This window comes from Candidatus Aminicenantes bacterium, from assembly GCA_011049425.1.
Lineage (GTDB): Bacteria > Acidobacteriota > Aminicenantia > UBA2199 > UBA2199 > UBA876.
This window is the reverse complement of record DSBM01000051.1, coordinates 1-19,511: the sequence shown is the minus strand read 5'-3', so window position 1 is coordinate 19,511 and position 19,511 is coordinate 1. Positions and strand designations below refer to the sequence as shown.

Below are 19,511 nucleotides of genomic sequence, written 5' to 3'. Positions count from 1 at the left end.
GGTGGTGCCGTCCAACAGGAAGATACGGAATTTGCCCGAACTGATATCCGTTGTGGTCCAGGTGATGGTTTGGGTGCTGCCAACCGCCCAGCTCTCGCCGCCGTTGGGTGCGGTGACGGTAATGGATTGGCCCATCAGCACCAGTGCCGAAATCATAAACAGGATGACAAACAGTTTGTTTTTCATTGTCATTTTCCTCCTTGCCTACACTCGATATATCGAATTTTGAAAAAATATCTCAAACCATCTTGATTTTGAAAGAAGAATTGTCACATAAAAACGCCATACTTGTGACTAATTTTAATTCGCATGCTATTGTATTGCTGACTGGTTGGGAATGTTCCTGTTTCTATGCTGGGCGGGAAGCACAAGGTCGGAATCTTCCCGGCCGGTGATGCGGAGCAGGAGTGCTATGTCAGGCAGCCGCGAGCGCAAGCCCCGAAGAAAGTTGCGTCGGGATGAATCTTTAGGTGGAAAGGACGCTCATCTTCAGAGTCTTTTTGGTGAAGCCCCCATCCCCATCTGGGAAGAAGACTATTCTCAAGTTAAGCGTTATCTGGATAAACTGAAATCAGAGGGCATTGAGGATTTTTCGGCGTATTTCGAAAGTCATCCCGATCAGTTGCCACGCCTGGCACGCATGGTGCGGGTGGTCAACCTGAACCGGGCGGCCAGGCGCAGCGCGGGAATCCCTGACAGCCTGGAACGTCCCGGCCTGGACGCGGTTTTCAGCGAAGAAACCTATCCGGTGTTTTTAGAGCAGATCATGGTGATTCTTAAAGGCGAGACACGTTATTCGGGCGAATCCGTTAACACCGCCGGTGACGGGCGCCGCCGCCATTACATGCTGCAATGGATGGTGGTGCCGGGTTACGAGAAAGACTATTCCCGGGTAACGGTTTCCGCCATAGATATTACGGACGCCAAGGAGATTGAAGCGGCTTTACGGCTATCCGAGTTCAAATTTGCTTCGGCTTTTCGATCCAGCCCGGATGCATTGATTATCAGTTCCCTAACGGATGGGCGTTACATCGATGTCAATGATTCGTTTTTGGGTATCACCGGTTATGAACGCGATGAAGTGATCGGTAATGCGAACTTGGTCAAAAAGATCTGGGAGGATTCCGGGGAGTATCAGAACCTTGTTTCCCATCTGCGCAAGGAAGGGCGGGTAAAGGATTTTCGTGCCCGGTTCAGAACCCGGTCGGGAAATCGTGTGCTGATGTCTCTGTCATGCGAGCCTCTGATGCTGGAAAAAGAACCCTGCCTGCTCTCAATCGCCAGGGACGTGACCCAATTGGAACAAACGCGCCGGGCCCTGATGGATAGTGAAAAAAAATACCGCCGCCTGTTTGAGAGCATCAACGAGGCGATATTCGTTCACCCGCTGGAAAAGAAAGGGTTCGCCCGGTTTACGGAAGTCAACGATGTGGCCTGCAATCGTTATGGCTTCAACCGTGAGGAGTTCCTGCAGTTAACCGCGGCGGATATCAGCGCTCCTCGGGATGTGAAGGCGCGCGGCAGTGAGGCGGGTCGCGGTGAGCTGAAAACGGGTCGGCAAGTGGTTTTTGAGGCGGAACACATGACTCGTTCCGGGAAACGCTTCCCCGTTGAAATATCATCCGGTGTTTTCCGGTTTCACGAAAAAGAGTATGTCCTCTCACTGGTGCGGGACATTACGGAACGGAAGCAAAAAAATGCGGAGATGGAAGAGTGGAATCGGGAACTGGAAGCCCGGGTTTTACGGCGCACCGCCCAATTGGAAGCGGCCAATCGCGACCTGGAATCATTCGCGTATTCCATCTCACACGATCTTCGCGCGCCGCTTCGCCATATTGACGGTTTTGCCCGCCTGCTGCAGTCGTGCCTGGGGGCATTGGCGCCCAAAGAAGCCCATTATTTTGAGCGCATCATCCAGGCTTCCGCGCGCATGCAGGGTATGATCGATGATCTGCTGGAGTTCTCGCGCATCGGGCGCGGCAAAATCCAGCGAGTTTCGGTGGACCTGGATGCCATGGTGACGGAAGTCGCGTCCGCGCTTAAACCGGAAGCGGGACGGCCTGAGGTGGATTGGCGCGTTGATTCGCTGGGAACCGTTAACGGGGATCCCGGACTTTTACACACTGTTTTTGAAAACCTGTTGGGAAATGCATTCAAGTTTACCTGCCGGGAGGATGCGCCTCGCATCGAGGTGTCACGCACAGACAAAGAGGGCAATGCATATATCTGCATAAAGGACAACGGCGTGGGATTTGACCCGGCTTATGCGCACAAGTTGTTTGAAGTGTTTCAACGCCTGCATGACGAGGATGAGTTTGGCGGCGGCGGTATAGGATTGGCCAATGTCAAGCGCATTGTGGAACGGCATGGCGGTGAGATGATGGCGTCCGCGGAAAAGGGCAAAGGCGCCGAATTTACTTTGATTTTGCCCCTGAAAGAAGAAGAATCATGAAAGCATTGCCAAGAATCCTTTTGGTGGAAGACAACAAGGACGATGTGGAGCTGACCGTGACCGCGCTGGCGCAGAACAAGCTGGCCAATGCCGTGGACGTGGTCCGTGACGGGGTCGAGGCCCTGGACTACCTGTTGTGTCGCAATGATTACGCTGCACGCAACCGCAAACTCCCCGCGGTGGTTTTGCTGGATATCAAGATGCCGCGCATGGACGGCATTGAAGTCCTGCGACACATCCGCAATGACTCTCGCTTAAAGACCGTTCCCGTGGTCATGCTCACTTCCTCGGGCATGGAGACCGATATTATCAAGAGTTACGGACTTGGTGCCAACGCATATGTTGTGAAACCGGTTGGGTTTACCGAGTTCGTCACGGCGGTTACACACCTTGGGGTATTCTGGGCATTGTTGAACCGCACGGTGGAGTTTGAATCATGCAAGTAAAGCCATTGCGCATCCTCTTGCTGGAAGATTCGCAAATGGACGCGGAATTGATCCAGGCTGAATTGCAAAAGGAATTGAAAGGCCGGTTTACCCTGGTTCGAGTGGCGGATCGAGAAGCGTTTAAAGAGAAGCTGACCGCTTTTCATCCCGATCTGGTGCTAAGTGACTACCGCTTGCCCGGTTATGACGGGCTGACGGCTTTAAGCGACACTGAAGCCATGGGGCTGGACATTCCATTTATCATCGTCACCGGAACCATGGACGAAGAAACGGCTGCGGAGACAATCAAGTCCGGGGCATGGGATTACGTGGTCAAACAGCGGTTGTACCGCTTGCCGGCCGCGTTGAACCAGGCTTTAAAGATGAAAACGGAACGGGATCAAAAGCGGCGGGCGGAAGAGGAGTTGCGCGAAAGCGAACGTCGTTACCGCGCCATTTTTGAAAATACGGGGTCGGCCACGGTGATCATAGAGGCGGATACCACCATATCATTGGCCAACCAGAAATTTGTGGAATTGAGCGGATATTCCCGTGAAGAAATCGAAGGGCGAATGAGTTGGACGCAATTCGTGGAACCTCAGTGGCTGGAAAGGATGCGGGATTATCACCACAAGCGCCGGCAATCCCGTGATGCCGCGCCACGGCAATACGAGTTTGATTTTCGCGACCGCAGTGGACAGATCCGTCATATTCTGCTGACCGTGGATGTGATTCCCGGAAAGGGAAAGTCATTGGCGTCGCTTCTAGATGTGACGGCAAGACGCGAGTTGGATGAGCGCATTCGCCAGTCGCAGAAGATAGAAGTCGTGGGGCAATTGGCAGGCGGAGTGGCTCACGATTTCAACAACCTGCTGACGGTGATTTCCGGTTACAGCGACATGATCCTGGCTGAAAAGGAGTTGACGCCCGTCATGCGTCAACGGGTGAATCAGATTCGACGCGCCGGTGAACGGGCGCAGAAGTTGACCAATCAACTGTTGGCATTCAGCCGCAAACAGATGGTGCAACCTGAATCCATGGATTTGAACCGGGTGATCCGTGAGTCCATGGGGATGCTGCCCAGTCTGATCGGGGAGGACATAAAGGTGGTGCTGGAATTGGTGGATCCGATTCCGACGATAGTCGCCGATCCTCACCAGATTGAACAGGTTTTGATCAACCTGGTTGTAAACGCCCGCGATGCCATCCGGGAAAAGGGAGCAGCCGTGGAGTTGCGTTGCATACGCATCACCACGGGTCTGGGTGTCATGCTCGGGGAGGCAAATGAAGATTTCCCGGCAGAAACCCCGGGTCCGGCGGTGGTGTGGACAGTGGAGGATACGGGTGTGGGAATGGACAAGTTCACTCAATCCCGCATTTTCGAACCATTCTACACCACCAAGGAGACCGGACAGGGAACCGGACTGGGACTTGCGTCGGTGTTCGGTATCATTCGCCAGAACAACGCGGATATCCGGGTGATCAGCGAACCGGGGAAGGGAAGTGTTTTCCGCGTATTCTGGCCGGTAGAACGGGGCGGTGATTATGCGGTTTTCCGAGACTCTCTTCAAGAATCCTCCGGCGGTCATGAAACCATTCTGTTGGTGGACAGAGATGACGACCTCCGGGCATTTACCCGTGTCGTCTTGGAGCAAGCGGGATATCACGTAACGGAAGCTAGCGATGGAGAGAGTGCAATGGACTTGCTGGCTGATCCTTCTTTCTCTCCCCAAGTGATGATTACAGACCTGGAAATGCCGGGAATCCGGGGGGAAAGGCTGGTGAAAGTTGCGCGCAGAAGCCGCTCCGGCTTACATCTAATCGCCACTGAGGGATTTTATCAAAACCATGAAATGAAAAGGGATGTCAAGGATAGCGGACTACACTTTTTGCAAAAGCCTTATCTAATGACTGATCTCATACGCCTGATCCGACGTCTGTTGGGAAATGACTCAGGGTAATGCAAGGCCGGGTTCATCCATGTCCGGTCAATATGGCCGTTTCATCTCGTCACACAGTTCCGTGGCGGCCGTGCCCAGTACCATGGTATCCACACCCGCGGCCACCAAAGTAAATCCCTGTTGAATAAACGGTCGAACCGCGGCAGCGTTGATACCGAAAACCCCCGTGGCTTTTCCCGCATCCCGGCATGCGGCAAAGATGCTTTTGATGGCTCCGGTAACTTCCGGATGATCGACTTCTCCGGGATGACCCAGGCTGGCTGAAAGGTCGTAAGGGCCGACAAAAACCCCGTCCAGGCCGGGAACAGCGGCAATCTCTTGAATCTGTTCCACGGCTTGCCGTTGTTCCGCCTGCACCACGACCACGGTTTCCTGGTTGGCGCGCTGCATGTATTGAGCGAAATCCTTTCCGTATCCATGGGCACGCGCCAGCCCGACTCCCCGGCTGCCTTCCGGTGCATAGCGCGCCCAGGCAACCACTTGACGGGCATCTTCAGGGGAGTTGACCAGGGGAACGATAATGCCGTCGGCGCCGGTGTCGAGCGCCTGCTTGACCGCAATTTCGCTGGCGGAGGAGATACGCACCAGACTGGCGCAACGGTTCGCGGTGCCCTGGATGATACGCTGGACGTGAATGGACGACAGTGGGGCGTGCTCGGTGTCGATGCAGAGCCAGTCAAAGCCCGAAGCGGCCAGTATCTCTCCGCATTCCGGAATTCCCAGGGTTACAAAAATTCCACTCAGCAGTTCGCCTTGCAACAGCCGTTGCCGGAAAGTGGTCTTCATGGCAATACCTCCGTTTTGATTGTACGATGAGAAAGGTCCGGGGAGCAAGTGGTTTACGGCAGCGTGAGAGGAAAAAGCCCCTGGTTGTATTTATACTCTATGTGAGGCTTACATGCGGCTGACAAACTCGGCGATACTGTTGGGTTTATTGGTGCTGGGATGCGCTTCCCGTGACGGGCTTCCACCCGGCGGGGAAAATCAGTCCGGAGAACAGGAAATCCAAACCCGGCGACTCCGGCCCGATGACCTGGAATACCTGGGAGCCTTCCGCATGCCGCAAAACACTCCGGGCGATACCTGGGAGTGGAGCGGAGCCGCCGGCGGCCTGTCTTATCGTTGCGACGGCGATCCCCATGGAAAAATGGATGGCTATCCCGGATCGCTTTTCGCTACCGGACACGCCTGGCGCATGCAGGTGGCGGAAATTTCAATCCCCGCTCCGGAATTTCCGCTAAATCGGGATGCCGGATCATTGCCGCCGGCTGAAACCATCCAATCCTTTCATGCGGTACCGGGCCGGCTGATCGACGTGGAACGCATGGAGATCTTGAGGGCCGGCCTGGAATTTGTTCCCCGGGGAGTCGGCGGAACTGCCAGTCGCCTCTTTTTCTGCTGGGCTGAACATTTTCAGGATAACGGCCCTTCACATGGCAGTTGTGATCCCGATTTACCCGTTCCCGATACCGCCGGCCCCTGGTGGGTCAGCCAGGTGGACATCTACGCGGCCAACGACTACCTTTTTTCGATTCCCGAGCAATGGTCGATTCGCAATGCGCCCGGATGCTTCCTGGCCACGGGACGGTTCCGCGACGGCGGCTGGTCCGGCCAGGGACCGGTCCTGATTGCCCTGAATCCCGGAAACACCGACACCCCCCCCGCTCCAGGCGAAGCGTTGGACAACCGGCCTCTCATCCTTTACGACTCAAGTGAGACGGCCGGCGAGTCATCCCGCACCATGGAGGGTTATCATCATTCAGATGAATGGACGGGCGGCGCCTGGATAGATTACTCTCCGTTCAGGGCGGTTGTTTTCGTGGGCACAAAGGGCCGGGGAAATTGCTGGTACGGCGACCGCGACGGACCCTGCCAGGATTGCCGGGGGGAACGCGGGTGGTGGAGTGATCGCTTTGAGGGTGGAGTCCTTTTCTACGATCCGCACGAGCTTGAAGCCGTGGCCCGGGGCGAAGCCGCGCCCCATGATCCCCAACCCTACGCCTTCATGGTGGTGGACGAGGTGTTGCTCCATGTAGATTCCATACAGCAATGGCATCACCTGGGCCCATGCGCATGGGATCCGATTCATGGAATCCTCTATATATCGGAACCCATGGCCGATTACGCGCGCAGCGTCATCCATGCCTGGAAAATCAGGTAAAGAACCGAATTTCTTTTCCTACGTATAATGGCTGAACCCCATTTCACAGGAGGTAGGCGAATGTCCACACAGCGTCGTCGCCAATTTCTCAAAAACAGTGCTTACGGTATCATGGGCGCGGCGGCCGCACCCGTATTGGGCCTGCAAGCGAATCAGCGGCCGGATGGAAGTGACGGCCCGGTTTTGACGCCGAGCATCCGCGAGCATCGTCTGCTGGGTAGAACGGGTTTCAAGGTGTCCGATATCAGCGCCGGTTTCGTAAACAACGAAGCGGTGTTGAATGCGTTGCTGGACGCAGGGATCAACTACATCGATTCAGCGGAAAGTTACAACAACGAGACCCTGATCGGAAATGTATTGAAAAACCGGGATCGCAGCAAGTGCTTCGTAACCACCAAGTTGGAGATCAAGAAAGACCTGAGCCAGAAGGGCTTCTATGACCGGGCTCGCAAATGCCTGGGACGTTTGCAGATGGAGTACGTGGACTGCCTCATGATCCACAGTTGCGAAACCGTGGAAGCCGTCAAGACGCCGGGATTCCACGCCGCCATGGAACAATTGAAAAAAGAGGGTAGGCTCCGGCATGTGGGGCTTTCCAATCATGGCAGCAACCACGCCCTGGTTTCAAAAGATTCCATGCGGGATATCTGTTTGGCCGCCATCAAAGACGGCCGTTTCGACGTATTGCTGCTGGCTTATAATTTCGCCCAGGAAGACAACGGCGCGCGGGTATTGGAAGCGTGTCATACCCACGGCGTCGGGGCCACCTTGATGAAAGTCAACCCATACGGAAATTATCACCGCTTGAAAGATTACCTGGAAAAGGCTGAAAAGCAGGGGAAAAAAGTTCATCCATCCTATAGGGAAATGTATGAAAAGTTCAAGGCCAAGACGGAACGTGCCGGCGACTTCTTTGCCCGCTACGGCCTCAAGGGGACGGCGGAAATCCGCGCGGCGGCCATTCGCTTCTGCCTGAACAATCCACACGTATCAACGGTTTGCCGTTCTTTTCGTAATTTCGAGGATGTGGAGGCCCTGATTTCACTTTCCGGAACGCGGTTGGAATTGCCCGATCGCAAAGTGATCCGGGCTTTTAAACAGGACCTCACCCCCTTTTATTGCCGTCACGGTTGCAATGAATGTGAAAGCAGTTGCCCCCGCGAGGTACCTGTCAACACCGTAATGCGATATTTTCATTATTATGCGGCCGAAGAGCGCCAGAAGTATGCCATGAAATGCTATGCGCGCCTGGAAGGCGCCGGTGCGGCCGTTTGCGCGGATTGCAGAGGCCATTGCGAGCAAGCCTGTCCTCATGGTGTAGCCACCCGCTCCATGCTGGCGCTGGCCCACAACAAACTCTCCCTGTTTGCTTAAACCCGGGTCACCGGTTAGAGAGGTAGCAGTGCTTCCACCAGGCCCACCAGGAAGCCCAATATCGCGCCGGTAAATAGGATAAAGCGGATCTCCGGGCCGGAAGCTTGGCGGATGATCCGCTCCAATTGGGATAGGTCGGTGGCGGCAATTTTGTCCACCATGATTCTTTCCAGATCCGTGTCGTTCAGCGCCAGCTCCAGAATCTCTTCTTTAACGTAACCATCATTGTCGAACACGTAATGGTAGGTGAGTTGGCGCAGACCACGTGAAAGCAGGCGCCTGGCCAAGCGGGGCATGAGCGAAAGTTGACGGTCGACCAATCGGTTAATGCTGCGCCGGGCCTTGTCGCGATCCACCAGGCGGCGGATCTCTTTCGTGTTGAGCAGGTGGGTGCGAACGATCTGCGCCGTGTTGCGGGCAATCTCGGCTTTGCGTTTTTCCAGCAGTCCCTGGATGCCCAGCATGCGTTTGCGGGGGCGGAAAAGCAGGGTGATGGCGATCCAATTGGTCAGGTAACCCAGCAATGCGCCAACTATGGGGAAAACCAGAAGTCGCGGCCAATCGATCATGATTCTCTCTTTTCCGTCCCGTTCCAAAGAGACTATCACTATACCACAAGCCCGGATGCGGGTGAAACGCGGGTTCAGCGGACTTGACTTCCATGGTCTCGCCGGGGCATGATGGAAAACCATGAACAACGCTCCCGCCTCCGGTTCCAGTGGAAAGTTTCATTGCTTATGGCGGTCCCTGGTTAAGATCATGGCCGTACTGGTTTTTCTAACCCTGCCGTTCTGGTTTTCAACACTGGACATTGCCTTTCAGTCACTGTTTTTTCAACAGGGGTGGTATCTGGATGACAACCCGATTGTGCGCTTGCTGTACCGCTGGGGAACCCTGCCGGGTTTGGTGCTGGCATGTGGCGCACTGGCGCTGCTGGTTCGCAACCGCAACGGCGAACGTCAACGTGAATGGAGGCGGGCGGCGGCCGCCTTATTGCTGACCCTGTTTCTGGGGCCGGGCCTGCTGATCAACGGTATCTCCAAAAAGTACACAGGGCGTCCGCGGCCCCGGGAAATCGTGACTTTTGGAGGCAACTGGGAGTACCGCCATGTTATGGATTTCGGTGTTCCCGGCAGGGGGCACTCGTTTCCAGCCGGCCACCCCTCCACGGGATTTCTGTTGTTTTCTCTCTACTATTCGTTCCGGTCCCATCATCCGCGGCGTGCCCGCACCTGGTTGGCCGCGGGCGCTCTGTACGGCGGTGTCATGGGCGTAGGCAGGATTGTTCAGGGAGCGCACTTCCTTTCGGACGTGATCTGGTCCGGGGGGATGACTCTTCTGATGGCCCGCATCGCCCATGCCTGGACCGGGGGGGACCAACCGGGAGTCGCCTGGAACCGTCTGGGACGGGGGCTGGGGCGAACCACGCGCATGGTCACCGGTCTTGTGGTGCTGGGTGTTTTGGTTCTGGGTATTCTGGCCGCAACGCCTTTCAACCTCAATTCCCGTTTGCCTTTGTCAGGAACGCGTGCCCTGGTTTTGGACCTGGATTCGGCACACGTGCGCATTTTTTCCGGAAAAGAATCAAAAATCCGCGTGGATGCACGCGGTTTTGCGCCTCCGTTCAGTCAGTGTCGCCTGGTTTGGGGAGGCATCACGTCGGACCGGGTATTGAAAATCCGCCGCAGTGGATTCTTTTTTGAACTGAATGTCGATGTACAGATCACCCTGGGCGCGGATTTTGACGGAGATCTCCTGGTACGTTGCGGCCGGGGGGATATCAGTGTAAAGAAAGGGGTGTCCGCCGGGCGGATTCTGCTGGAAACCGGAGATGGAAAGCTGAGTTGGTCCGGAGACGGTTCTTGCCGCGAAGTTTTGCTGCGCAGCAGGCGGGGCGATATTCAGGTCACCACATCGAATCTTCCAAAGCAATTGGTGGTAACGGCACAACTTGGCGTGGCCGGGCTCTTTCGCGATCTGCAACAGGGGGGGCTGATGCTGGAACCAGCGGCTGGAGTCGCACCAACATGGTTTGTGCGGCAGGCGGACGAAAGGGCTGTTGTCGTTTCCGCCCCTTCCATCCGTTTCCTGTAAACTATAAACTGGGGACGGTGCTTGTAAGTATGTAAATGTAGACAAAGTTGGAGAGTTGGAGAGTTGGAGAGTTGAAAAGGGAAGAAGTCCAAAAAGTTAAAAGTCGAAAGTAAAAACAAGAAACCTCAATGTGTTTTTCTACTTTCTACGTTCTACAAAATCTTTCAGGAGCCCTTACGGTCCCTCCCGAGGCCTTCTTCATTCGACATTCTCTAACCTAGCAGCAAAATGACTGATGATGGGCCTTTTGATAAATTTTTCATTATTCGGAGCCGGAAGGGCGAAGGGCCGATGGCTGGTGGTGAGAGTTTAATCCGAAACGGGAAAATGGATCAGCACAAAGGGATCGGAAGCGCCTTCAGGAGGGTATTGTTCGAAAACCGGCGCCTCAGTGTCCCGGGTTTCTCCGCTTTCCGGCAACCAGTTTTCCAGGATGGCGTGGTAAACAGAGTCCACCTGGTGCGGCATGCAACGGAACACGGCATAACGCGCTGCGGGAATTTCACGTACCATCAGGCCCGCCGGGGTTGTATGCGCTTTGCGAACCGCCATGCCGGCGTGGTAATCGAAGCCTTCTCCGCCATTCACGGAGAAACGGACACCGTAATAGGAACGGTCCGTACTTAGGGGCAAGACCTGGTCATGATGGGATTCGAACTGGCGCCAGACCTGTTCAACGGATGCACTGACGGAGTTGCCGCCGAATATCCGCCTGACGATTCCCATCACCAGGAACGCCGGGCGCCGAAACCAAGTAACTTCCATGATATCTCTCCCTGCCGTCCGGTTCCGCTCCACTATGCGGATAAACCAGAACCATATTTTACTCCGCGAAAAAGAAAATGCCAATCCCGGCAAAGTCGGAAACAGCAATAGTGTGGAATTAGTGCTCCAATTCTGATAATATGAATCGCGGTTCCGTTTTTCCGCGGGACCCTGCGACCTGGAGTCCACAGCTGGTGAGAAGAATGACTATGCGCACCGGCACAAGGAAAGGAGGTGTGATGTCGCATATTGGTGCCTATGAAGAGAGGGTGAAAAACTTTGATTGGTCCCTGGCCGAAAAGGAATTGGAATATACCAATGGGGATGTACTCAACATTGGCTGGTATTGTTCCGATCGCATCTGCAACATGGGCAAGGGGGATAAGACGGCCCTGATCTGGGAGGGCCTCGGTGGGGCGGAAAAGCGATATACATTTCACGATGTCCGCCGGGCCAGCAACACCATCGGGGCGTTTCTGCGCAAACTGGGTGTGCAGGCGGAGGACCGGGTCTGTCTGTTCATGGACAAGATTCCTGAACTGTACATGGGTTTCCTCGGCGTGTTGAAAATCGGGGCCATCGCCCAGCCGCTCTTTTCCGCTTTCGGCGATGAGTCATTGCATGTTCGCCTGGATAACGCGGAAGCAACCGCAATTATCACTCAGCGCAAACACGTGGGCAAAGTTCGCAAGATCCTGGACAAGATGCCCTATCTGAAACATGTAATCATCGTGGATCACGACGGCAAAAAGGAGTTGCGCGAAAGGGAGACGGTGTTTTCGTTGCGGGAAGCGGAGCCGGTAGACGAACTGGTGATTCATCCCACCCGGGCTGAATCGCCATCGGTGCTTCATTATACCTCGGGTACCACCGGACAGCCCAAGGGCGTCAAGCATGTGCATTACTCTCTCATCTCCCAGTACCTGACCACCAAGTGGGTGCTCGACCTGCGGGATGACGATGTGTATTGGTGCACCGCGGACCCGGGTTGGGTGACGGGAACATCCTACGGTATTATCGGACCCTGGAGCCTGGGCGTTACCCAATGCGTGCTGGATACGGGATTCAACCCGGAATCCTGGTACCGTTTCATTGAAAAGAACCGCATTACCGTCTGGTACTCTGCGCCCACGGCAATCCGTTCGCTGATGAGGGCCGGTGAGGAGATCATTAAAAAATACGACCTGTCCAGCCTGCGTCACCTGGCATCCGTGGGCGAACCGTTGAACGCCGAAGCCGTTGTATGGTCCGAGCGCGTGTTTGCCCTGCCTTTTCACGATACTTACTGGCAAACCGAAACGGGATCCATGATGCTCACCAACTTTCCCGGCATGAAGATCAAACCGGGTTCGATGGGAAAGCCGTTCCCGGGAATCACCGCCACCGTGCTGGATCCCGATACTTTCGAGCAGGTGCGCGAAAACAGCCGGCCCGGCTTGATCGGCTTCAAGCCCGGTTGGCCGGCCATGATGCGCACCTATTGGAAAAACGAGGCCACTTACCGGCAGAAGTTTCAAAAAGGCTGGTACATTCCCGGCGACCGTGCCACCATTGACGCCGACGGCTATTTCTGGTTCATCGGTCGCGATGATGACGTCATCAACACCGGCGGGCACCTGGTCAGCCCCTTCGAGGTGGAATCCGCCCTGCTGGAGCACGAGGCCGTGGCGGAATCCGCGGTGGTGGCCAAGCCCGATGACGTGAACATGGAAGTGGTCAAGGCGTTTATCAGCCTGAAACCGGGCTATGAGCCCGGCCCGGACCTGGAACTCAAGATCATGAACTTCATTCGCAAGAAATTATCGCCGTTGGCCATGCCCCAGGAGATCGAGTACGTGGACTCACTGCCCAAGACCCGCAGCGGCAAGATCATGCGCCGCCTGCTTCACGCCCGGGAATGGGGTGAAGAGATCGGCGACACGTCAACCCTGGAAGATGATTGATCCGCCTCGAGGCGGATCGTCTGGATAAACCAAACAAATAAGGAGAACAGTGATGGCGGAAATGAAAGACATCGTTTTGGAATATGTGCGAGAAGAGTACATGGAAGATGAAGAAGAAGAATTGAACTACGATACCCCCCTGATTTCCGGAGGCATCGTGGATTCATTTTCCATGGTTTCTTTGAAGCGATTCCTGGAAAACAAGTACAACATTCAGATTCCCGATGAGAAGGCCACTCCGGAAGCGTTTGATACGGTCAACTCGATCGTGGCCCTGGTTCAAGAACACGTCAAGTAACGGGAGGGCAAATGGCTTACAGTGACAGAGTCAAGGGAGTTTATCGCGAGCAACTGGACGAGATCCGCGAAAAGGGCCTTTTCAAGCAGGAACGGTTTATCCATTCCGCGCAGGCGGCGGATATCGAAGTGGAGTTTCCCAAGGGAGCAGACGTTCGCAAGGTGATCAACATCTGCGCCAACAACTACCTGGGACTATCCAGCCATCCCGACGTGGTGAAAGCGGCTCACGAGGGATTGGACAGCCGTGGGTACGGTATGTCGTCCGTGCGTTTTATCTGTGGCACGCAGGACATTCACCGCGAACTGGAAAACAAGATGACCGAGTTCCTGGGAACGGAAGACACCATCCTTTTCCCCTCCTGCATGGATGCAAACGCCGGTGTATTCGAGGCCGTTCTCACCAGTGACGATGTGATGATTTCCGACCGCCTGGTACACGCATCCATTATCGACGGTATGCGCCTGTGCGGTGCTCAGCACGACACTTTCAAACACTCCAACGTGGAGCACCTGGAAAAGAAGTTGCAGTTGCATGCGGATAAACGGTTGAAGATGGTGATCAACGACGGGGTCTACTCCATGGACGGAGACGCGGCCAAGCTGGATGAGATCGCTGAGCTGTGTGAGAAATACGATGCCATGCTCTTCGTGGACGATTCCCATGCTTCCGGCTTTATAGGCAAGACCGGCCGCGGCACCCATGAGAAGTGCGGCGTAATGGGCAGAGTGGATATCATCACCACTACTTTCGGCAAAGCGCTGGGCGGAGCTTCGGGCGGCTGCGTGTCAGGCCGCAAAGAGATCGTGGAAATGTGCCGCCAGAAAGCGCGCCCCTACCTGTTTTCCAATACCATCGCCCCGGTGGTGGTTTCCGGCGTGCTGAAGGTTCTGGACATTCTCTCAGCCAGCACGGAGCGCAGAGACAAACTGGAAGCCAATACCGCCTATTGGCGCAAAGGCCTGACGGAAGCCGGGTTCGTGCTCAAGGAAGGAGATACGCCCATCGTGCCGGTGATGCTCTTCAATGCCAAGCTGGCCCAGGATGTTTCCCGGGACCTCTACGAAGAAGGCATTTACGCCATCGGTTTCTTTTTCCCGGTGGTTCCCAACGGTCAGGCGCGCATCCGCACCCAGATATCCGCGGGCCACGAGATTCACCACCTGGACAAAGCGCTGGACGCCTTTCGCAAGGTGGGCGCAAAACACGGCATCCTGGGGCTCAGCAAGCAGGAAATCATCGACAAATTCGGTTTGTAACTCGAAGGCGGACTCGCCGCAAAAAAGTATCCGCAAATGGATCTAAAGGTTATGGCGGGGCACGGTGAGGTTATGATGGGATCGCGATGGCGGCGTGCGTTTGTTTCCGGGCTGTTGGCGGGCCTGTTGCTGCTTTTTTCCTGGTTAGAGGCCAATCCACCGCAATGGGAACTGAGCCTGGTTTCCCGCTATATCTGGCGCGGCTTCGACCTCAATCCCGAGAACCGGCCTGCTCTGCAACCATCCGTAACCGTTCCCCTGGGTGGGGGAGGCTTGTCGCTCAACCTCTGGGGGAGTTTTTCACTGGTTGACCGCGACTTGGACGAAATCGACCTGACCCTGGCATGGGATTTTTCCCTAGGGAATCGTTTCGATGTTTCGCTGGGCGTGGTGCAATACGGCTGGTATTTTTCGCGCAGCTTTTCGTGGCGCGAACATACGTCGCGGGAGTTTTTTGTCAGCCTGGAAATGCCCCGTGCAGCATTGCGTCCATCGTTCTCGTTCTACTGGGACGTGGCCAACGGCAGCGGCCTCTACGCCCTGCTGGGGATCGCATACCGTGATGAACTCTGCTGCGGCCGTGAACTGGAGCTCTCAGCCTCACTGGGGTATAACCACCGCCAATGGGTCGCTCAATCGGGGTTCAGCGACCTGAACTTCGCCATCTCTATGCCCCAACGCGTCTGCCGGGTCACTGTTACTCCCTTCGCGCATTTGACCGTTGTTCTCATGGATGCCGTCAATCCCGATACAAATGTTGAGATATGGGGAGGTGTTTCCATCACCTGGGATCAGTGAGCGCTTTTTCCAAGCGAAAAGGCAGCCAATTTGTGGCGCCTTGTGAATAGATTCCTTTTGAGATAGAGTCCCACTTTACACCAATTCATTGGCTTGTGATTGACCGGGTTGGGGAGGAATGAGATGGAAATCAGAATGGTTGTGGTTGGCCTGTATTGCCTGCTGATTGTTGCCGTCGGAGTCATCGGTATGCGCCGGACCCATTCTTTTGCGGATTTCTTTCTGGCGGGAGGTAAAGTCGGCCCCTGGATGTCCGCTTTTTCATACGGCACCGCCTACTTTTCCGCGGTTGTCTTTATCGGTTTTGCCGGCAACGTCGGCTGGAATTTCGGCTTGTCCGGCCTGTGGATTGCCCTGTTCAACGCTTTCCTGGGAGTACTGGGCGTATGGGGGTTGCTGGGCTGGAAGATCAAGCAGGTGTCCACCCGGCTCCAGGTCAGCACCATGAACGAGTACCTGGAGCGTCGCTACGATTCCCCTTTCCTCAAACTTTTCGCATCAATTGCGGTTTTTGTGTTCCTGGTTCCCTATTCCGCGGCCGTGTTCAAGGGCCTGTCTTACCTGTTCAAATCCAATTTCAATGTGGAGTATTGGCAGGCCCTGGTGTTCATGGGGATCCTCACCGGCCTGTACATGGTCATGGGCGGATACAAATCCATGGCCATGATCGATACCGTGTTCGGCATCATCATGACTGTCGGGGTCGTGGTTTTACTCTTTTTCACCCTGGACAAAGGCGGTGGTTTGGACGGGATCCTTTCCCAACTCCGCGACATTCCCCAAGTCGGCTCCCGGCTTGCCGGAGTGATCGGACCGCCGGGATGGTGGCCCCTGTTCTGCCTGGTATTCCTGACCAGTGTGGCGCCCTTCGCCATGCCCCACCTGGTGCAGAAGTTCTACGCCATCCGCGACCGGCGCGCCATCCGCCACGGAAAAATCGCCTCTACATTCTTTGCCGTCCTGATCGGCGGATCCGCCTATTTTCTCGGCGCCACCACGCGCGTGTTTCTCAGCCCGGAAAAAAATCCGCTGGCTTTCAAGAACGGTGTTCCCCAGGTCGATATCCTGATGCCTGAGTTGTTGACGCGCGTGATCCCCGAGTCTCTTTCCGTAATCATCCTGTTGCTGATCCTGTCGGCATCCATGTCCACCCTGGCCGCCCTGGTACTGGTCTCCAGCTCTTCGTTTGCCAAGGACTTTTATGGCGGATTCATTAACAAGTGTATATCGGACCGCAACCTCACCCGGCTCATGCGCGTGGCCAGCAGTGGCTTTATCTTGATCTCGGTGCTTCTGGCCTACCTTGATTTGAAAACCATCGTAGCCATCCTGGGGATCTCCTGGGGCGCCATCGGGTCCACTTTCCTGGGTCCGTTTGTGTGGGGGTTGTTCAGCAAACGCGCCACCCGTGCCGCGGCGAAAATCAGCGCTTTTATAGGGCTCACAACCTGCCTGGTACTTCACTACGGTTTTCAGCGTGCCTCCCCGGAAGCCGGAACCATCGGCATGCTGGTATCGCTGTTAATTCCGCCTGTGGTGTTCCTGTTTCAGCACGCCCGGAAAAGTGAGCAAAAAAACACTGTGGCTGAGTGACCACAAGGCTTTACGCCACCCGGTCCCAACGCCAACGAAAGCTTCGGGCACAATACATGGGAAAATTGTTTGTTTTGGATCTATTGCGTTTTGTGTGGGTAAATACATATTGGGAATCAGTAAGCAGTTGTGAGGAAGAGAACCTTTGTTTTATACGCTTACCTGGAAAATCAGTTGTTGGCGGTTAATCCTGTAGCAGCTCCAGAATGCGTTTCAACAGTGCCGGGTCATCGGGGAACTGCCCGGCCGCGGGCAACCGTTTCAGCAGTTCGCCCCAGTTGGGATTGCGGGCAAAGACTTTACGGAAAAGGGGGAGGCTCTCTTCCACCCGGCCGGAGGCCGCCAGCAGGGTGGCGGGCCAGAACATCAATTCCGGGTTGTCCGGGTAGATCTCCATGGCCCGGGAATAGGCCTCCAGGGCAAGGTCAACCTTTTTTTCCGCCAGGTATTCGTCCCCTCGGTTCATGTGGCGGTAGGCCTTGGCAATGCGGATCAGCCGTTTCAGTTCCTTTAGGGGCCGGGAGTGGTCTTCTACGCGCAGGTCGAACAGCCGTCCCTTCCAGGGCACCCCGAAGGATTCCCCGGCAACCACGATGATGGCTGCCGACTGTTTGCCGCGGATATCCCCTTTTTCCGCTTGGGCCGCCTCTAAAGCCGCCATCAGGCGGTCCACCAACGAACCTTTCGTGGTTTCATAGGCGGCGGCCATGGCCGCGGGAACCGTATCTTTTTCCATCATGTTGGCTTGACAGGAGTATCCGTCTCCAGTTTGATGACCGGCGGCGGCGATACAACTATTACCGGTATGGACGGCCACGTCCCCGCATGCGTTGATCATGGCCACTTGGCGCACTTCGGGATGCGAATCGGCTTTCAGCAAACCGCTCAAGGCCTGTTGAGGGGACTTGCCGCTACGCATGAGGCGCAGACCCAGCGGACCGTAAGATGGGTCCACAAAGGACTGGGTGGCCACCGCTCCCACACCGGCCTCCGCCCAGCAAACGATCGATCCCACCGAAAACCAGTGGGATTGAACGGCCACACCGATCTCACCGGTATCGGCGTCGCGCGCCACGATGGAATAGGTGGAAACCAGTGGCTCCGCCTGCTCAGCGGCGGCATGCGGAACCAGGCACAATCCCATTAACACAAACGCAACAGTTGATTTTTTCATTACGCGATTCCTCCCTTTGCTTTTACCCTCACTCCGGATTCAGGCCGACAAGCCCCAGTATACCTGGATTGAAACAAAGAAACCAGTTCTAATGCGGGCAGCAGCGGCGGCTGAAACTTTTCAACGCGTCCAGGTTATGGGCATCAGAACCGCTTGTGGTTGTTAGGTTGAAGCGATTGGCCAGAGCGCGCACGTACTGCACCATGTCCTGTTCGCTTTCCTGGTCGGGGAAGCGGCTGCAGTCGGGGTTGTGCGGCTGCCAATAGGGGTAATCCGTTTCCAGGCCTTTCAGCCCGTCTTTCACCATCTTTTCAACCAGTGATTCCAGTTCGAGTCCGTCTTTGCACAGGTAGCCGGGGTGGGCCAGAACCGGACTCCCCCCGGCACGCAAAATAAGCCCGATGGCTTCCGGCAGGTCAGGTCGCTCCACGCGTACGTCTACTGGAGCGCTCTGTTCAAGTAAGTCTTTAAATGTCTTGTAATTCTCTACCAATCCGGCTTTGACCAGGAAATGGAACAGATGGGGTTTCATCACGGTATCGCGTTCAGAAAGAAAAATCGCATCCAGGTCCACAACCTGTTTGCGAAAGTGGGTATTGAGGGCTTGCGCCTGGAGTTGAATCCGTTGCCGGCGCTGCTCCTGAATCCGGTCAAGATGCCTGTTCAGTTCCGGATGATCGATGTCGATGCCGTACCCCAGCAAGTGAACTTCCCTGCCCTGGTAGTTTGTATCCAGCTCAATTCCCGGCACCAGTTCCATACCCTGCAGGCGGGCCGCGTCAAATGGATCGCCCTCAAAGTTGCGGTAGGCACCGACGGCATCGTGGTCGGTAATGGAAATGCGTTTCAGTTGCAGGCGAGCGGCCGCTTCAAGGATCTCCGATGTTGTGTTTTTCCCGTCTGATACCAGGCTGTGAATGTGTAGGTCGGTAAGTGGTTCCATTCCATATTTTATCACATTCACTGAATCTCTGCCAACCGGCCGCGAGTGTTCGCGGTATTTCTCAACGGAGTTGCGCAGTTGCCCGTGAAAGGGTCTTCGGGTACAATGCGGGCATGAACGCCAACCCTGATTCCGGAAGCGTGGAAATTCGCAATGTCTGTGTGTTCTGCGCTTCGAGTTCCCGCGCTCCGGCCGAATACCTGCAAGCCGCCCACGAGCTGGGGGGAATCCTGGCCGGCGAAGGTTGGGGGGTTATTTATGGGGCCGGGGG

At 55.5% G+C, this 19,511-nt stretch carries 17 protein-coding genes; 11 read left to right on the top strand and 6 right to left on the bottom strand.

Features of this window, described 5'->3' with window-relative positions; genetic code table 11:
• Nucleotides 1-186: hypothetical protein (locus ENN40_03655; protein ID HDP94439.1), on the bottom strand; the 186-nt coding region annotated here is incomplete at its 3' end.
• Between the two features lie 151 nt (nucleotides 187-337).
• Here ENN40_03655 and ENN40_03650 point away from each other — a divergent pair.
• Genes ENN40_03650 through ENN40_03640 form a run of 3 tightly spaced genes read left to right on the top strand, consistent with a single transcriptional unit; the run spans nucleotide 338 to nucleotide 4,838 of the window.
• Nucleotides 338-2,452: a PAS domain-containing sensor histidine kinase gene (locus ENN40_03650; protein HDP94438.1), complete on the top strand. Its 2,115-nt coding sequence runs from the start codon at nucleotides 338-340 to the stop codon at nucleotides 2,450-2,452.
• On the top strand, nucleotides 2,449-2,898 hold the full coding sequence (locus tag ENN40_03645; protein HDP94437.1) for a response regulator: 450 nt from the start codon (nucleotides 2,449-2,451) through the stop codon (nucleotides 2,896-2,898). The genes ENN40_03650 and ENN40_03645 overlap by 4 nt, the downstream gene beginning before the upstream one ends.
• Nucleotides 2,889-4,838, top strand: coding sequence for a hybrid sensor histidine kinase/response regulator (locus ENN40_03640; GenBank protein ID HDP94436.1), 1,950 nt, complete (start codon nucleotides 2,889-2,891; stop codon nucleotides 4,836-4,838). Before ENN40_03645 ends, ENN40_03640 begins: the two co-directional genes overlap by 10 nt.
• Before the next feature lie 27 nt (nucleotides 4,839-4,865).
• Here ENN40_03640 and ENN40_03635 read toward each other — a convergent pair whose 3' ends face one another.
• Entirely contained in the window at nucleotides 4,866-5,624 is a 759-nt protein-coding gene (locus ENN40_03635) for a 2,4-dihydroxyhept-2-ene-1,7-dioic acid aldolase (protein ID HDP94435.1), read from the bottom strand.
• Between the two features lie 112 nt (nucleotides 5,625-5,736).
• On the opposite strand from ENN40_03635, the gene ENN40_03630 reads away from it, so the two are divergent.
• Entirely contained in the window at nucleotides 5,737-6,999 is a 1,263-nt protein-coding gene (locus ENN40_03630) for a hypothetical protein (protein ID HDP94434.1), read from the top strand.
• A 27-nt stretch (nucleotides 7,000-7,026) separates the two neighbouring features.
• A complete protein-coding gene (locus ENN40_03625) occupies nucleotides 7,027-8,373 on the top strand; it encodes a hypothetical protein (protein ID HDP94433.1) in 1,347 nt (448 codons plus the stop codon).
• A 14-nt stretch (nucleotides 8,374-8,387) separates the two neighbouring features.
• Here ENN40_03625 and ENN40_03620 read toward each other — a convergent pair whose 3' ends face one another.
• A complete protein-coding gene (locus tag ENN40_03620; protein HDP94432.1) occupies nucleotides 8,388-9,065 on the bottom strand; it encodes a DUF445 family protein in 678 nt (225 codons plus the stop codon).
• Here ENN40_03620 and ENN40_03615 point away from each other — a divergent pair.
• On the top strand, nucleotides 9,064-10,467 hold the full coding sequence (locus ENN40_03615; GenBank protein ID HDP94431.1) for a phosphatase PAP2 family protein: 1,404 nt from the start codon (nucleotides 9,064-9,066) through the stop codon (nucleotides 10,465-10,467). The two genes, ENN40_03620 and ENN40_03615, sit on opposite strands and share 2 nt — an antisense overlap.
• A 309-nt stretch (nucleotides 10,468-10,776) precedes the next feature.
• On the opposite strand, the gene ENN40_03610 is transcribed toward ENN40_03615, so the two are convergent.
• Nucleotides 10,777-11,232, bottom strand: a complete 456-nt coding sequence (locus tag ENN40_03610) for an AraC family transcriptional regulator (protein ID HDP94430.1) — start codon at nucleotides 11,230-11,232, stop codon at nucleotides 10,777-10,779.
• 209 nt (nucleotides 11,233-11,441) lie between these two features.
• On the opposite strand from ENN40_03610, the gene acsA reads away from it, so the two are divergent.
• From acsA to ENN40_03585, 5 genes are all read left to right on the top strand, one after another.
• Nucleotides 11,442-13,175 (top strand): acetate--CoA ligase, encoded by a 1,734-nt coding sequence (acsA, locus tag ENN40_03605; GenBank protein HDP94429.1) that lies wholly within the window; start codon nucleotides 11,442-11,444, stop codon nucleotides 13,173-13,175.
• Nucleotides 13,176-13,227: 52 nt separating this feature from the next.
• The gene (locus tag ENN40_03600; GenBank protein ID HDP94428.1) at nucleotides 13,228-13,473 is read left to right on the top strand and encodes an acyl carrier protein; all 246 of its coding nucleotides are present in this window, start codon (nucleotides 13,228-13,230) and stop codon (nucleotides 13,471-13,473) included.
• An 11-nt stretch (nucleotides 13,474-13,484) separates the two neighbouring features.
• Entirely contained in the window at nucleotides 13,485-14,732 is a 1,248-nt protein-coding gene (gene kbl, locus ENN40_03595) for a glycine C-acetyltransferase (protein ID HDP94427.1), read from the top strand.
• Between the two features lie 72 nt (nucleotides 14,733-14,804).
• Nucleotides 14,805-15,530, top strand: a complete 726-nt coding sequence (locus ENN40_03590) for a hypothetical protein (protein ID HDP94426.1) — start codon at nucleotides 14,805-14,807, stop codon at nucleotides 15,528-15,530.
• 123 nt (nucleotides 15,531-15,653) lie between these two features.
• Nucleotides 15,654-17,123, top strand: coding sequence for a sodium:solute symporter family protein (locus ENN40_03585; GenBank protein HDP94425.1), 1,470 nt, complete (start codon nucleotides 15,654-15,656; stop codon nucleotides 17,121-17,123).
• 184 nt (nucleotides 17,124-17,307) lie between these two features.
• Here ENN40_03585 and ENN40_03580 read toward each other — a convergent pair whose 3' ends face one another.
• Nucleotides 17,308-18,297, bottom strand: a complete 990-nt coding sequence (locus ENN40_03580; protein ID HDP94424.1) for a DUF1028 domain-containing protein — start codon at nucleotides 18,295-18,297, stop codon at nucleotides 17,308-17,310.
• 88 nt (nucleotides 18,298-18,385) lie between these two features.
• The gene (locus tag ENN40_03575; GenBank protein ID HDP94423.1) at nucleotides 18,386-19,240 is read right to left on the bottom strand and encodes a PHP domain-containing protein; all 855 of its coding nucleotides are present in this window, start codon (nucleotides 19,238-19,240) and stop codon (nucleotides 18,386-18,388) included.
• Nucleotides 19,241-19,511 lie beyond the last annotated feature (271 nt).